Here is a 14521-nt window from a genome sequence, read left to right on the forward strand (position 1 = left end):
ATTCATATCTGTTGTATGTTGATCAGAGCCATCATATTTTAATTTATCAAAAAAAAATAAAACCAAAATTTTTATAAACATAATCTATAATCTTCTTTAGTAAGTTTAATATATTTCGATATAGTTAATGGATTATTTTAAATTAAATAAATAAAGGCAATTTTTTAATTATGAAAGGTAAAAGAATTATCATAATAGGAGCTGGACTATTACAAGTACCAGCTATACAAATAGCCAAAGATATGGGATTATATACAATAGTATTAGATTATAATAAAGATGCTCCGGGAATGAAAATAGCGGATTATCCTATAATAGAATCTACAAGAGATGTTGATGGATGTGTGAGAGTTGCTAGGGCTTTAAGCAAAGAGATGGAGATACATGGGGTTATTACGGTTGGAACTGATGCTTCTAGCACGGTTGCTGCTGTTGCCAATGCTTTATCTCTTCCGGGTAATAGGTTTGAAGATGCTTATGCGGCATCAAACAAGATAAGAATGCGTGAGAGATTTAAGAAAAACAATGTGCCTCAGCCTAATTTTTTCCCTGTATGGAATTATGATGAGGCTATTGAGGCTTATAGAAATTTAGAGAAGCCTGTTGTAGTAAAGCCTGCTGATAATATGGGGGCTCGCGGTGTAATGAAGGTGTCTGATGAAAAAGATGTGCTTAATGCTTTTAATAGGGCTAAGAGTGCTTCGCCTTCTGGAGAGGTGATAATAGAAGAGTTTATGGAGGGGCCTGAACTTTCTATAGATATGCTTATTTATAATGATGAAATATATGTTACAGGTGTTGCTGATAGAATAATAGAATATCCTCCATTTTTTATAGAGACTGGTCATATACTTCCTTCTGCTTTAGAACAAGAAAAGATAGATGATGCAATCAATGTAATGAAGGCAGGTATAAAGGCTTTGAATTTAAAAATTGGTGCTGCTAAGGGGGACATAAAAGTAACCAAAAACGGTGCTATGGTAGGGGAGATTGCTGCTAGACTTTCCGGCGGGTTTATGAGTGCTTATACTTATCCTTTTGCTACGGGTGTAAACCTAATTAAAAATGCAATAGAAATAGCATTGGGTAACCCTCCAAGTGATTTAAAGCCTAAATGGGATAGAGTTTCCGTTGAAAAAGCATTTTTACCCGGCACTGGGATTATTGAATCTATAGAAGGTTTGGAGAATGCTAAAAATATAGATGGCGTAAAAGAGATATTTATTAAAACAAAGGTTGGTGATATATTAGTTTCTCCTACAAGCAATCTTGATAAGGCTGGTAATATTATAGCTGTGGCAGATACTAGAGATAAAGCTATAGAAATTGCTAATAAAGCTATAAATGCTGTTCATTTTAAGCTAACCGATGAAAAATCTCTCACAATAGAAGAAATTAAAAAAGTATCAAAAGAAAAATTATCTTCAAAACATAATGTTGATTATTTGTTTGATGAAAATAAAGATACAGGTTTAGAAAATTATTCTTTCTCTCCAAGTATAATACATAACGATGATAAAAATATTAGCTTGCAAACTAGTATATTTAATATGCATCTATCTCAGCCTATAATAATAGACACAATTCATAATCTTCCAGAAGCTTTAGACGGTATAATGGATATAAAAGAATATTATAACATCACTATGGATATAGCTTCAAACTCTGAAATACTTGCTATACTTAATGATTTTAATAATGATGAAATATTTAATTTGGCTATTCAATCTATAAAAGAACATAAGAGAGGAATTATTATGATTAGCGGTAATAATTCTCAAGATGTTATAATGAAAAAACTTAAAGAGGCTCAAAAAAGCGGAGCTTGTGCTGTTGGAATAGATTTGTCTTATTATTATAATAATACTGAAAATAATATTCATCTAAAAACTCATAAAGAAATAAATTATATTCAAAAACATTTAGATATTCCTCTAATAATAAAAGGTGTCTCCAATGAAAAAGATATAATGAATAATAATTTAAATAATGTATATTTTTCTAATAATAATAAGTATTCATTAAAAGGTATGAAAAAAGTTTCCGATACTATTAGTAGCATAGCTTTAAACTTGCAAAAGAGTAAAATGCAAATTAATATACTTGCGGAGTCTCCTAAATATGGCGGAGAATTGTTTAAATATTATGCTTTAGGTGCTAATGCTGTTTGCGTAACAGAGGAGAGTTTTATTTCTATTGTAAGCAAGGGCAGAAAGGGACTTGAATATATGATTTATTCTACTAAAGAAGAATTAGAGAGAATGATGAAGATATTCGGATTCAATAAATTAAAATATGATAATACCGTATGGTGCAAAAATTAGGTAGTTATTTATGGAAGTAAAAGAAATTAGCTTATCAAAATCATATCTTTATGGTTTTTTTGCTGCTATGATAAGCACTTTAATATATAGTGCTATAGCAATACCTATATATATATTACTCATCTCTTCAAACCCTAATAACTTTTTGGTTTATTTACTTTACACTTTAGATATTTGGGTTTGGATATGGATATCTATGTCTATATTGTATGCTTTTGTGGTGGTATTTATATTTTCTGCAAAAGAACATGAGGCTAATTTGAGAAAAAGCATAGGAAATATTTTGTTTTTTGTTGTAACTTCTATAGTAATGCTTCTTTCTCTAAGCTATATACCAGAAGTACAAAAAATATTATACAGACAAGAATATACTTTTTATAGTACAATATTATCTTTATGCTTATTTTTTATGGCTATATTTTTATCTTATAACATAAGAAATATTATATTCTTTATGTACAATTTAATATTATTTAATTTAGGATATGACTCTGCTAATTTATCTAATAGCTCAGATGATGAAACAGAAAAAACTAATACTTTAGAATATGAGATATTTAATGATACATTAAAAACAGTAATATCATTTTCACAAAGGCACAATTATGCTATAGGTATAATGGCATTTAATATTTCTAATGCTAATGATATAATAGAGCATTATGATAGATTTGCTTATTATAAGATTAGAAAAGATTTAGTGGCTTTTATTAAAAGAGAAGCAAGAGCAGGCGAGAGTCAATGTTTGATAGATGATGATGTTATATATATAATAGTGTATGCTAATGAAGAAGAGGCGTTGAAGATTACAAAGAGATATTTAAAGATGCTTCAAAACCATAGTTTTAGTTATAATGGGGAAAATATAGATGTAAAAGTATCTATGGCAGTTAGCGGATTTGATTTTGCTGATAATAAGGCTAATAAAATATCAATTTTTACAGTTAAAGATAATTTAACTGATAAAATAAAAGAAGCTTTAAGGGAATCTAAAGAAACAGAAAGCCCTGTTATAGTTTATCAAAAAGGAATATAATAGTGGAAGTTTCAATAATACTTATAATGATGCTAATAGTTGTATTGGGAGTTGCAACTAATTTTATTGTAAAGAGCGGTTCTTATCCTGCTAAATTAAAACGCATTACGCAGTATTATGAAGAGGGTAATGCAGAGCTTGCAATGAAAGAAATTAATGAACTTGACCCCAAATTTAAAAAAGATCCGCTTATATTATGGTATAGTGCTAATTTATATTATAAGCAAAATCAGTATATATTAGCTATGGCATCATTACAATCTATGTTAGATGGGGCATATTTCACCAAAGATGTTACTGAATTAAAAGTGCGTGAGTTTTTAGCTAATATTTATGAAGAGACTGGAAATGCTAAAAAAGCTTTAGATGAATATGATTATATAATAAAAATAAAAAATCAAGATTATGATTCTCTATATAAAGCAGGACTTATATCTTATCAAAGCGGTGAATGGATATTAGCTCAAAAATATTTGTCATTAGCAGCTACACGTAATGACAGTAATCCTGAATTGTTGTATATGCTTGCTTATTCTTATTATAAAATGAGAAGCTATCATGCAGCACAGCAGAATATTGAAAAGGCTATAGCTTTAGATTCTTCTAATTATAATTATCATTTACTTTATGGACGAATATTATCTGCTTCGAGAGATTTCCAAAATGCTGTAAAAGAATTAGAAATATCTTATGACAGCAGTTTTATGGATAATAAAGATAGTATATCATTAGATTTGGCTAATTCTTATTATGAACTTGGAGATTATGATAAGGCTAATAAATATTATAGGGAAGTGCTTACTAAAGATAATATTGCAAATGAAAAAGTTGTAGATGAAAGATATAGATATGCTGAAACTTTAGTTAAACAAAAACATTTTGAAGAGGCTGTTAAACAGTGGGAAATAATAAAATCTGTAAGAAACATATATTTGGATGTTGATCAAAAATTAAAAACTTATAGCTCTATTATAGCTAATACTGCATTTAGAACAGCATTAGAAATGGATGTTATTGATTATTTGGAAAAACATTTCTATAGAATATTAACTTTAAATGGATATATTGTAACAGACCATACTAAAAAGTCTGATAGTTTAGTTTTCTTTGTAACTATTAAAAAGTTTGGTTCTGAAGGTCAATCATATAAAAGTACTTTTGCTTTGGATACTTCTGGATATCCTATGAGACAAAATACTGTAGATGAGTTTATGGATTATGCTAGGGCGTATAAGAGTGCTCACTCATTCTTAATAAGTATAGGTGATTTTGCTCCTAATTTGAAAGTTGATGATACTGTGATGATTATAGAGCCTGAAAGATTTGAAGCTATTATTGAAGGCGTTATATCATTCAGCGACTAATTATTTTTGTAAAGCTCTATATTCAAAAAAAGTAAAAACTCTTACTTGAAAAAAAAGAAAAATATATTATTCTTTTTTTAAAAAATGTTTGGAGTTTTTATGATTAAGAAAGTATTATTGTTAGTTTTATTTTTATTTGTTGCTTGCAGTAATAAGGATAATTTAGAGAAAAATCAGGAAAATATAGAAAATAATTATATAGATACTAATCAAAACACTTTACCAACAACAACTGTTAAAAGTGATGGTGATTATAATGAATGGTTTTCGCCTTATACTTTTATGAAAAATGATAATGGCTCTATGGCTCAGTTGGCTTTAAATGATATGGTTTTTCCAGAATATAATATTGCTCAATTTAGATTTACTTATATAGATGAAAATTTAATAAAGACTTATTTTTATTCTAATGCCGCTATTGATAATGATGGAGCTGATATGTATGCTCAGTCTGATGCAGGCGATACAATAAGAGGCGATTATTATAATAAAAACTTTACCATTACAACAAAAATAGATGAAGTAGATATTAGTGCTTTAGATTTTGTTTCTGCTGTATCATACAACTATTTATACACAAACTCATCTCAAAATGATTCTCTTGGAAATGGCTCTGCTTTCTTTTATAAAGATTCTATATTTGTGCTTATTCCAAGCGATACAAATAATTTAGAAGTTTATGATAAAATAACTTTAGACATTAATGATAATATTGACAACATTACAAGAGATGAAACATTATGGCTAAAAAATGAAACGCTTCCTTTATTTGAAAAGGCTATGAGTGATTTTTATAATGACTGGTATACAAACTCAGAGTATAGTTATGAGTATATAGCAGGTAAAGATATATTATATTTTAACAATACAACAATATCTATCAATAGCTATTCTTCTATATATATGGGAGGAGCTCATGGAGTTTATAATAATACATCTTTAGTTTATTCTCTTAAAGATGGAGAGAAAATTTCAATTACAGATTTAATAAAAGACTTTAAAGATAAAAAATTGCTTATTACAATGAAATCTAAACTTCTTTCTATAAGTGACAGAACAGAAGAAGATTATTTAGTTCCTCTTGATGAAATAACTTTAGAAGACACTAGCTTTTATGTATATAAAGATGGTATTCACTTTGTATGGCCTATTTACAGTATTACAGCTTATGTTCAAGGTGAAACAGAGATAGTTTATTCTTTTGATGAAATAAGACCTTTTGTAAAAGAAGAGTACTTATATATATTAGAAGAATAATTGTTTTGTATGTAGTATTATTGATAGCATATGAACTTGACTTTTAATAGTAAATTTGCTATACTGTAGTTATAAAACAATATAATTAATTTATGGTAAGTATTTATGACTGAAGAACAAAATGAACAATCTCCAGAATGCGGAGGTATTTATTGTGCTAATTGCAGATATTGTGTTTTATTTAGAAAAGCTAGCGGAATAGACGGCTCACAATATTTGCTAAGAGTAAAATGTACTCAGGAACAATGGCGTAAAAAACTTGGTGAAGAAAAAATGTACAAGTATTTTACAGTTGCAAGAAGAACTGTAGAGAAGTGTGATGATTATAAGGATATGGGCGATTTAAGAAGCTTCCTAAAAATCCTACGCAAAAGTTTGCCAGTACGCGATGAAGTCTATTCTATAAAAAAATAGTGGATTTTATTGGTGAAAAAAACTTATTATTTATTGCTTATTTTTGCTTTATTATCAATTTCTTGTGCTACAACTGTACAAGTGGATGCTGAAGAAAGATATCCTAAAATCATAGCAGAAAAAGCTTATACTGAATTTAATAATAAAAGATATAAAAATGCTATAGCATATTATCAATATATCATAGACAACTTTGATAGAAATAATTTTGCTAAAGATGTTTCTTGGGCTTATTATGAAATAGGATTCTGTTATTATTATCAGAATAAGTATGAAGAGGCTATAGATTATTTTAATATTGTTATAAATGATTTTGCAGTGCTGCCTCCTAAAATATTGGCTCAAAAAGTTATGCAGGATATTTATGACAAAAAACCTAAATTAAGACCTATTGAAGCAGTAGAAGAAGTAATAGAGGATGTTGAGCAAGTAATTGATGTGGAAGAATAATGAAAAAAATTGGTATAATTCTAAGATTGATACTAAGCTTTTCTATTATTAGTATTATTTCAATATTTTTTATATTTCTACTATATAACATATATACTAGAGGTGAGGGTAAAGTATACGATTTACCAGTATATATTCTTATTTCGCTTCTTATATATAAAAACTTCATTCCTTTTATAATTGCTTTAAGTGTGTATTCTGCCTTTTTTAAAGGTTATTATTTACCCGGTTTACAAATATCTAGAATCATTGCTATACCTATCGCTTTAATAGTTGTATTGACTACATTTTTTGGATTTTATGATTATTTTTTAATTGACAAATTGGTGTATGCATTAAAAGAATATAATACAAATAAAGATTATAGATATTTTAATCAGTATAAATCATCATTAAAAGAAAATGAATATCAAATGGCAAAATATGAATTTGATAATGGAAATTTGAATGAGGCAGAGAAATTAGCTAGAAATGCTTTAATATATGATAGAAATGACGGTAATATTTTATTATTGTTAAAAGATATTGAAAATAAAAAAAATGAATTAGAAGAGCTTGCCAATACTGATAGAGCTACTTATGTAAATAATTTACTTTCTCAAGGTTCTAGGGCTTTTAGTCTTTCAAATTATACTCTTGCTAATAGATATTATAATGATGTACTTAAAATTGATAGACATAACCCAATAGCTATTTATTATCTTAATAAAATTGGCATTATACAAAATAACAAACCTGCTTATATAGGTAATAACTTCTATGATTCATTAACATACGGTAAGCTTGCAGATACTATAGAATTATATAGAAATGGAGATTTTTGGAAAGCTTATAGCAGTATATCTAATTTATTTGTTAATTATCCTGATATCAATGAAATTAGCACATATTATTCTTTAATAGTTGATAGTATTGATAGGTATGATTTTTTTATAGATAGAGCACAAGAGATTAGAAAATTCTTTATTGAAGATTATTATTCTATAACAAACACAACAATGTTAGAAAATAATGGTATTACTTTAATGCTTAATAATAATACCATGCTTTGTGCACTTTATAGTATTTTTCTTAGAGAGTCATTGTATTTATATGATGTATCTATTATTAATTTAGATAATGAGTTAAAAGCTACAAATAAAGTAATATATAAATATGGTAAAATAACTGATTCATATAATGCCCCAAATATGAAAAATATTATTTTAAAAGCAAAGTTTAATCCTGTAAATAACACTTATAATAACAACAATATAACTGAAAATATTATTCCTATTAATATGTCTGATAGTGCTATGAAAAATATTAAATATTATACATATATAGTATTAAGCTACACAGGATTCAAAGATATTATGAGCTTAAAAACAGAGCTTCCTTTATTTGGTTATTCTAATGATCTTGTTATTAATGTTTTATTTAAAAAGATTTTATCTCCGATTTATTATTTACTATTGTTTATAATAATAGCATATTTCTCATTTAGATATAATATTTATGTTAAAAAAGATGCCTCTATTGGTTTTACTGCAAATTTAATAGGTATTATTGGTACTATATTATTTGTACTGCTTTATATTATAGTTCTTAATTATATAAATACACATATACTTATGGTTTTAGGTATTAATATAAGTATTATAATAATGCTTAGTTTTGCTGTTATTATGATATTATTGTTTTTATTACAGATGTCAAGAATAAATAAATATGTTAAATAATGTATATTCAAAATCAGAAATTACTGAGTATTTAAAAAATAAGTCTATATTTCCAAACAAAAATAGAGGTCAGAATTTTTTATGCGACAGAAACATTGCTTATAATATAGCAAACACTGTGCCTAAAGATATTTTGAGAGGGAGTGATGCTATAGAGATAGGAGGGGGCTTAGGTTCTTTAAGTAATGTGCTTGTTGATATATATAAAAATAATCTCACTATAGTTGAATATGATAATGCTTTGTATAATCATTTGAAAGAGACTTATAAAGATATAAATATTATTCATAGTGATATACTAAAAGTTGATATTAACGATATAGATAAAAATAAAAACTTTGATGTATACGGTAATATTCCATACAATATAGCAAGCCCTATAATAGAATGGCTTTTTTGTGATTGCTATAATAGATGGAACTATGCTGTTTTTATGGTACAAAGCGATTTTGCAAACAGATTAATTGCAAAAGAGGGCAGTGAAGATTATTCTGCTTTAACATTGTTTGCAAGTTTTATGTCTGATATTAAATTAGAATACAATGTATCAAAAGAAGTGTTTTATCCTATTCCAAAAGTAACATCATCTATTATAAGCATTAAGCCTAAACAAGTTGATTTGAGTATGCTTAATATTTTTAAGTCTGTTTCAAAAACTTTATTTCACAACAGAAGAAAAACTATAAAAAATAATTTTTTAAAATCTCCATATATTGATATTGATAAAGATAAAATAGATGAAATATTAAAAAAAGCAAATATTGATAAAGAAATTAGAGGGGAATCTTTGAGTATAGAAAAAGTAAAAGAGCTTTCTCTAATAATAAAAGATTATGTTTAAGTTCTTTGTTTTATAGAGTTTATTATATCGTTTATAGTTTTATCATCTTTTTTGCTATTGGCATTATATATAGCAGTTATTTGAAGTATGTTATTGCCGTTTAGCATTATAAAGCTTCTTTGATATGTTTTGTTTGGCCCATAATAATAGCTAATTAATATATCATAGGCATTAGTTTGTTCTTTGTAATATCCTTCTTTTTCTACTTTTACTTCTTTTAATACTTTATTATTTATAACGCCATTTATTATACCTTCTTTTGAAGCTAAAATATCTATTGGGTAATTAGATTTTGTGTATGAAACATTGTATATAGAAGTTTTTGTTTCTATGCCGTAGGAATCTATTATTTTAAAGTTTGGATTATATTCTACCATGTTGTTTATATAGTTTTGCTCAAAGTTTTCTGGTATATCTACTGTTATATCATCGAATATAACTGTGATGTTTTCTATTTTTTTACAGGAAGATAGAATTATAGTAATTAATAATATATATAATAATTTTTTATTCATAATCATTTATTATACATTAATAGTGTTTTTAAAGCAAAAAAATATTAATTTTTAGTATAAAAAGTTGTAAAAATATTTCTATGTTTTATAATATTTTCTATATAAGAGGTGGTAAAATATTATGAGAAAAACAAAAATAATTGCAACTTTAGGCCCTAGATGGTCTAATGAAGAAATGGTAAAAAAGATAATAGCAAATGGTGCTGATGTATGCAGACTTAATTTTTCATTTGGAAGCTATGATGAACATTTAGAGAGAATAAACATAATAAGAAAAGTTTCTGAAGAGTTGGGTAAACCTGTAGCGATATTAGCAGATTTGCAGGGACCAAAAATAAGAATAGGTAAGTTAAAAGAGAATATTACAGTAAAAGAGGGTGATATTGTAAAATTAAGCGGACATAAAGAGACTAATGATGAAAGCATAATACCTACTACACATGAGAACATTGCTCATGATGTAAAGGCTGGTTCATTACTTTTGATAGCTGACGGCACTATACAGCTTATAGTAGAGTCTAGTGATGAGGCTTCAAAGCTTGTTGTATGTAAGGTTATAACAGGGGGCACTATATTAAGCAGTAAAGGCATTAACTTACCCGGTGCTCATGTAACAACAGAGGTTTTAACAGAGAAAGATGTTAATGATGCCTTGTTTGCTGCTAAAAACGGTGCTAATTATTTAGGTATGAGTTTTGTGAGAAGAGCAGAGGACGTTATAAGGCTTAGAAAGATATTAGATGATAATGATTTTAAGCATGTTGGAATAGTATCAAAAATAGAAAATACTGAGTCATTAGAGAATTTAGAGAGCATAATAAAAGAGTCTGACGGTGTAATGGTGGCAAGAGGAGATTTGGGAGTAGAAATACCATTTGGAGAGGTTCCTGTTTGGCAGAAGAAAATACTAAAAATGGCAAACGATATGGGTAAAATTACAATAATAGCTACCCAAATGCTTGAGAGTATGACAAAAAGCCCTGTTCCTTCAAGGGCAGAGGCTAGCGATGTTGCTAATGCTGTATTAGACGGCACTGATGTTGTAATGATGTCTGCGGAGACTGCTTCGGGTGATTATCCTATAGAGTCTGTGAAGGCTATGGTTTCTATAGTGGAGGCTGCTGAGAGGTCTATTAATAAAACTTCTCATGATAATATGACTTATTTGGACAGCGGTGTTAATGATGCTTTGGCTGACAGTGCTTCTTATTTATCATATAGTTTAGATAATAAGGCAATAATAGCTCTTTCAAGGTCTGGAAGAACTGTTAGGAATTTATCTAAAAAAAGACCAAAAACTCCTATAGTGTTTATGTCGGCTGATAATAATCTTTGTAATGGTCTTGCTATATGTCATAATGTTTATACTATACATATGCCTGAAGATTTGAACTTTAGTGCTGGTATTAGTCACGGAGGCGAGATTAACATACTTGAAGATACTTTGGTAGAGCATAAACTAGCAGAACACAAAGACAGAATTATTGTAGTGAGTGGAAGTAAATGGCAGGGCAGGTGGCAAGAGAATAGTGTACGTGTAGTAGTAATGCACTAAATTTGGGTATAAGAGCCGTTTAAAAAGCACTATTAGTTTAGTAATTTTCAAGGTAATTTTGGGTGTATATTTAAATGACTATATTTTGTTATATAGTTTTTTTCTTCAACTTTTTCCCGCATTCGCGGTGCGGACTTCGTCAAAGTTGCAAAAAGTGCAATTTATTTAGCCTTATATTAAGAAAATATGTATTAAATATATTATAAAACCTAAATTTAAAATAAAATATAGTCTTTTTGCTTCTTTGGGGCACCAAAAGAAGTGGGGGTACGGGGGCAAAGCCCCCGTAAATAAAAAACTAAAAAAATATTTTTGATAAACTTATAAAAATTAGTATATAGTTAGTTCTTATCATTTTTCGACCTTTTAAACAAAAAAGTCGGTAATTTTAAAGTTGCAAAATAGGCTTGACAAATTTGGCATATTTTGTTTTAATTAATGTAAACGTATTTAAATAATTGTAAGGATAATTATGGATTTAAATCTTAAAAATAAAACAGCTTTAGTAACAGGCGGAAGCAGAGGAATAGGAAAAAAGATAGCAGAGGCCTTAGCTAATGAAGGAGCTAATGTTGTTGTTACAGCTACAAATATTAATAAGGCTCAAGAAGTTGCTGATGAATTAAAATCAAAATATAATGTGGAATCACTTGCTTTGGTTCATGATGTGAAATCTAGCGAATCTTGTAAAGAGGTTGTTGCTAAGACTATAGAAAAATTTGGTTCTATAGATGTATTAGTTAATAATGCTGGAATTACTAGAGATATGTTAGTTATACAGATGGACGACAGTGCTTGGAATGATGTTATAGACACTAATTTGTCTGGAGCATTTTACACTTCAAGAGAAGCTGCTAAAAGTATGTTAAGAGCAAGAAAGGGTAAGATAATTAATATATCAAGTGTTATAGGAAAAATGGGCAATGCTGGTCAGGTGAATTATGCTGCTGCTAAGGCGGGCATTATAGGAATTACTAAATCTATGGCTAAAGAGTTTGCTCCTCGCGGAATATGCGTTAATGCTATAGCACCGGGTTTTATTCAAACAGATATGACAGACGTACTTGCTGAAGATGCTGTAAAAAAAATAATGGATATTACACCTTTAAAAAAATTAGGTACTGCAGAAGATGTTGCTAATATAGTTGTATTTCTTGCTTCAGATTTGAGCAATTATATAACAGGAGAAGTTATAGCCGTTGATGGCGGCATGTCTATGTAATAGTTAATAAAGTTGCTTTGCACTTTATAATAAATTAAAAATAATAATAAATTAATAAAAAAAGGAGATTCAACATGGCATTAATCGATGAAATTAAAGATGTTGTTGCTAATCAATTAAACATTTCAGACAAAAGTAAAATCACTGATACAGCTTCTTTCGTAGATGATTTGAACGCTGATTCACTTGATTTAGTAGAGCTTATTATGGAATTAGAAAAACGTTATGATATCAAAATTCCTCAAGAAGAACAAGAAAAGATTAAAAATGTAGCTGATGCTGCTAAATATATTGAAGAGCATAAGAAATAATTTTCTTTAAGAATATTAATTATTCCCGTAATTTTTTGCGGGAATTTTTATATTTATAACATATAGGAGTTATTATGAGCGAACGTAGAGTTGTTATTACGGGTCTTGGAATTGTAAGTTGTCTTGGAAACGATGTTAAAACTTTCTGGGACAATCTTCTTAATGGTGTTTCTGGAATCAAAACACTTAGTAAATATTTTGACCCAGAAAAAGAGCAATTAGCTACTAGAATAGGCGGTGAAGTAGCTGCTTTAGAGGGTGATTATTATTCTGATAAGAAGATGCTAAGAAGACTTGACCCTTTTATAACTTATGGTGTATATGCTGCTTATCATGCTTTAAAACAGGCTGGTATAGAGCCTAAAACAGGTTTTGATCCTTTGAGAGCAGGCTGTGTTCTTGGAAGTGGTATAGGCGGTATCACTACTCTTTTAAATAATCATAATGTAATACTTGCTGATGGACCAAGCAGAGTTTCACCTTTCTTTGTTCCTATGCAAATTATTAATATGACACCCGGTTTAATAGCTATGGAATATGGAATGAATGGCCCTAACTATAGTACAGTTACTGCTTGTGCTTCTTCAAACCATTCTATAGGTTTAGGATACAAGCATATTAAAGATAATGAGGCTGATATTATGATAGTTGGCGGCTCTGAGGCTACTATCAATCCTCTTACTATAGCTGGATTTAATAATGCTAGAGCTTTATCTACTAGAAATGATGAACCTACTAAAGCTTCTAGACCTTTTGATAAGGGCAGAGATGGTTTTGTTATAGCTGAGGGTGCTGGTATACTTGTACTTGAAGAGTATGAGCATGCTAAGAAAAGAAATGCTAATATACTTGCTGAAGTTTCTGGATATGGTTTTACTTGTGATGCTAATCATATTACTGCACCTTTAGAAGATGGTGCTATGGGAGCAAGAGCTATGTCTTTGGCTATAGAGGCTGCTAAAATTTCTCCAGACAAGATTGACTATGTTAATACTCATGGTACTTCTACTCCTGTTGGAGATATAGCTGAGATTAAGGCTGTTAAAAAAGCTTTAGGTGAAGACCATGCTAAAAAGATTAAGGTTAACTCTACTAAATCTATGACAGGTCATGCTTTGGGTGCTGCTGGTGGAATAGAGGCTATTGCTACTGTAATGAGTATAATAGATTCTAAAGTTCACCCTACTATTAACGTTGATGAGCAAGACCCTGAATGTGATTTAGATGTTGTTGCTAATACTGCTCAAGACTACAAAATAGAATATGCTATAAGCAATTCTTTTGGTTTTGGCGGACATAATGCTTCTATAGTATTTAAAAGAGTATAATAAATAGTTTGTGATTATAATAGAAGTCATATTTAGTTTTTAATACTAGGTATGACTTTTTTATTTGCATCAATATTTAATAAATAATATTCTAAACGACTATATTTTTTATATAAGTTTTTATTTTATTCAACTTTTTCCCGCCTTCGCACCCATACCTAAAGGCACTTCCTTCGGTCGCGG

At 28.7% G+C, this 14521-nt stretch carries 13 protein-coding genes; 12 read left to right on the plus strand and 1 reads right to left on the minus strand.

Annotated elements, in window-relative coordinates; translation table 11 throughout:
* The first annotated feature begins 170 nt into the window (after positions 1 to 170).
* The 8 genes from GQX97_RS00650 to rsmA all read left to right on the plus strand — a co-directional run bounded on the left by GQX97_RS00650 (position 171) and on the right by rsmA (position 9407).
* Complete coding sequence (locus tag GQX97_RS00650) at positions 171 to 2324, plus strand: alpha-hydroxy-acid oxidizing protein (protein WP_157150045.1); 2154 nt, start codon at positions 171 to 173, stop codon at positions 2322 to 2324.
* 10 nt (positions 2325 to 2334) lie between these two features.
* Positions 2335 to 3360, plus strand: a complete 1026-nt coding sequence (locus GQX97_RS00655; protein WP_157150046.1) for a hypothetical protein — start codon at positions 2335 to 2337, stop codon at positions 3358 to 3360.
* A 2-nt stretch (positions 3361 to 3362) separates the two neighbouring features.
* The gene (locus tag GQX97_RS00660) at positions 3363 to 4724 is read left to right on the plus strand and encodes a lipopolysaccharide assembly protein LapB (RefSeq protein WP_157150047.1); all 1362 of its coding nucleotides are present in this window, start codon (positions 3363 to 3365) and stop codon (positions 4722 to 4724) included.
* Between the two features lie 99 nt (positions 4725 to 4823).
* Positions 4824 to 5981: a DUF3298 domain-containing protein gene (locus tag GQX97_RS00665; protein WP_157150048.1), complete on the plus strand. Its 1158-nt coding sequence runs from the start codon at positions 4824 to 4826 to the stop codon at positions 5979 to 5981.
* Positions 5982 to 6086: 105 nt separating this feature from the next.
* Entirely contained in the window at positions 6087 to 6395 is a 309-nt protein-coding gene (locus GQX97_RS00670; protein WP_013243495.1) for a hypothetical protein, read from the plus strand.
* A 12-nt stretch (positions 6396 to 6407) separates the two neighbouring features.
* Entirely contained in the window at positions 6408 to 6845 is a 438-nt protein-coding gene (locus GQX97_RS00675) for a tetratricopeptide repeat protein (protein ID WP_157150049.1), read from the plus strand.
* A complete protein-coding gene (locus tag GQX97_RS00680) occupies positions 6845 to 8566 on the plus strand; it encodes a M48 family metallopeptidase (protein WP_157150050.1) in 1722 nt (573 codons plus the stop codon). The genes GQX97_RS00675 and GQX97_RS00680 overlap by 1 nt, the downstream gene beginning before the upstream one ends.
* The gene (gene rsmA / locus GQX97_RS00685; protein WP_157150051.1) at positions 8556 to 9407 is read left to right on the plus strand and encodes a 16S rRNA (adenine(1518)-N(6)/adenine(1519)-N(6))-dimethyltransferase RsmA; all 852 of its coding nucleotides are present in this window, start codon (positions 8556 to 8558) and stop codon (positions 9405 to 9407) included. The genes GQX97_RS00680 and rsmA overlap by 11 nt, the downstream gene beginning before the upstream one ends.
* Here rsmA and GQX97_RS00690 read toward each other — a convergent pair.
* Positions 9404 to 9922 carry a hypothetical protein gene (locus tag GQX97_RS00690; RefSeq protein ID WP_157150052.1) on the minus strand — a complete coding sequence of 173 codons (519 nt, stop codon included), beginning with the start codon at positions 9920 to 9922 and terminating at the stop codon, positions 9404 to 9406. The two genes, rsmA and GQX97_RS00690, sit on opposite strands and share 4 nt — an antisense overlap.
* Positions 9923 to 10043: 121 nt before the next feature.
* On the opposite strand from GQX97_RS00690, the gene pyk reads away from it, so the two are divergent.
* From pyk to fabF, 4 genes are all read left to right on the plus strand, one after another.
* A complete protein-coding gene (pyk, locus tag GQX97_RS00695; RefSeq protein WP_157150053.1) occupies positions 10044 to 11477 on the plus strand; it encodes a pyruvate kinase in 1434 nt (477 codons plus the stop codon).
* 472 nt (positions 11478 to 11949) lie between these two features.
* Positions 11950 to 12699, plus strand: a complete 750-nt coding sequence (gene fabG, locus GQX97_RS00700) for a 3-oxoacyl-[acyl-carrier-protein] reductase (RefSeq protein ID WP_157150054.1) — start codon at positions 11950 to 11952, stop codon at positions 12697 to 12699.
* 74 nt (positions 12700 to 12773) lie between these two features.
* Positions 12774 to 13010 (plus strand): acyl carrier protein, encoded by a 237-nt coding sequence (gene acpP / locus GQX97_RS00705; RefSeq protein ID WP_013243488.1) that lies wholly within the window; start codon positions 12774 to 12776, stop codon positions 13008 to 13010.
* Between the two features lie 74 nt (positions 13011 to 13084).
* Complete coding sequence (fabF, locus tag GQX97_RS00710; RefSeq protein WP_157150055.1) at positions 13085 to 14338, plus strand: beta-ketoacyl-ACP synthase II; 1254 nt, start codon at positions 13085 to 13087, stop codon at positions 14336 to 14338.
* The last annotated feature ends 183 nt before the right edge of the window (positions 14339 to 14521 follow it).

Source organism: Brachyspira sp. SAP_772, from assembly GCF_009755885.1.
Classification (GTDB): Bacteria; Spirochaetota; Brachyspiria; order Brachyspirales; family Brachyspiraceae; genus Brachyspira.

Coding starts and splice junctions, on each gene's coding strand:
- GQX97_RS00690 (WP_157150052.1), bottom strand. CDS start 9,922: ATGAATAAAAAATTATTATATATATTATTAATTACTATAATTCTATCT.
- GQX97_RS00655 (WP_157150046.1), top strand. CDS start 2,335: ATGGAAGTAAAAGAAATTAGCTTATCAAAATCATATCTTTATGGTTTT.
- GQX97_RS00665 (WP_157150048.1), top strand. CDS start 4,824: ATGATTAAGAAAGTATTATTGTTAGTTTTATTTTTATTTGTTGCTTGC.
- fabF (WP_157150055.1), top strand. CDS start 13,085: ATGAGCGAACGTAGAGTTGTTATTACGGGTCTTGGAATTGTAAGTTGT.
- GQX97_RS00670 (WP_013243495.1), top strand. CDS start 6,087: ATGACTGAAGAACAAAATGAACAATCTCCAGAATGCGGAGGTATTTAT.
- GQX97_RS00680 (WP_157150050.1), top strand. CDS start 6,845: ATGAAAAAAATTGGTATAATTCTAAGATTGATACTAAGCTTTTCTATT.
- rsmA (WP_157150051.1), top strand. CDS start 8,556: ATGTTAAATAATGTATATTCAAAATCAGAAATTACTGAGTATTTAAAA.
- fabG (WP_157150054.1), top strand. CDS start 11,950: ATGGATTTAAATCTTAAAAATAAAACAGCTTTAGTAACAGGCGGAAGC.
- pyk (WP_157150053.1), top strand. CDS start 10,044: ATGAGAAAAACAAAAATAATTGCAACTTTAGGCCCTAGATGGTCTAAT.
- GQX97_RS00650 (WP_157150045.1), top strand. CDS start 171: ATGAAAGGTAAAAGAATTATCATAATAGGAGCTGGACTATTACAAGTA.
- acpP (WP_013243488.1), top strand. CDS start 12,774: ATGGCATTAATCGATGAAATTAAAGATGTTGTTGCTAATCAATTAAAC.